This is a genomic window from Mesorhizobium sp. M4B.F.Ca.ET.089.01.1.1 (genome assembly GCF_004022605.1).
GTDB lineage: Bacteria > Pseudomonadota > Alphaproteobacteria > Rhizobiales > Rhizobiaceae > Mesorhizobium > Mesorhizobium abyssinicae.
On sequence record NZ_RZOS01001028.1, the window covers coordinates 1 to 810 of the forward strand.

Here is an 810-nt window from a genome sequence, read left to right on the forward strand (position 1 = left end):
GCCCTCGGCGTCGCGGCTGTCTATATCGGGTTTCCGGTGCTGCCGGGCACCGATCTTGCCGGGCTGGCCAATCTTTCAGGGTTCGTGTTGATGATCCTGTGGGTGGCGCTCGTCGTGCCCTTTGCACATCGCTTCAAGCCGGACAAATGGTATGCGCACGGGCTTTCGGTGCTGGTGCTCGTCCTGCTCACCTCGTCGGTGCCTGCCTTACTGATCCGATCGTTCCTGTTCCAGCCGTTCTCGATTCCCTCCGGCAGCATGGTGCCGACACTGCAGGAGGGCGACCATGTCTTCGTCTCCAAATTCGCCTACGGCTACAGCCGCTACAGCGTGCCGTTCACTCTGCTGCCGATCGAAGGACGCATGTTCGGCGCAGAGCCCAAGCGTGGCGATGTCGTGGTCTTCAAATTCCCGTCCGACCCAAGCATCGACTATATCCAGCGGATCGTCGGCTTGCCGGGCGAGAAAATCCAGATGGTCGACGGCGTGCTCCACATCAACGATGTGCCCGTCGGTCTCGAGGATGCCGGCACGTTCCCGTACGAGGAGATGTCGCAGCCGGCCAAGCTTCAACGCGAGGCCTTGCCAGGCGGTGTCAGCCATTTCGTTCTCGACCTGGCGGACAATTCCGTTGGTGATAACACGCGCGTGTTCGAGGTGCCCGAAGGCCACTATTTCGTGCTTGGCGACAATCGGGACAATGCTTCAGACAGTCGATTCACTGTCGGATTCGTCCCTTACGAAAACCTGGTCGGCAAGGCCGTGCGGCTGTTCTGGAATTCCAAGGGCACCGTTTATTCGTCCCGGCAA

General features: G+C 60.1%; 1 protein-coding gene. It reads left to right on the plus strand.

The window, feature by feature from the left end; all coding sequences use genetic code 11:
- Positions 1 to 90 precede the first annotated feature (90 nt).
- Positions 91 to 810: signal peptidase I (gene lepB / locus EN780_RS35810; protein WP_128276575.1), on the plus strand; the 720-nt coding region annotated here is incomplete at its 3' end.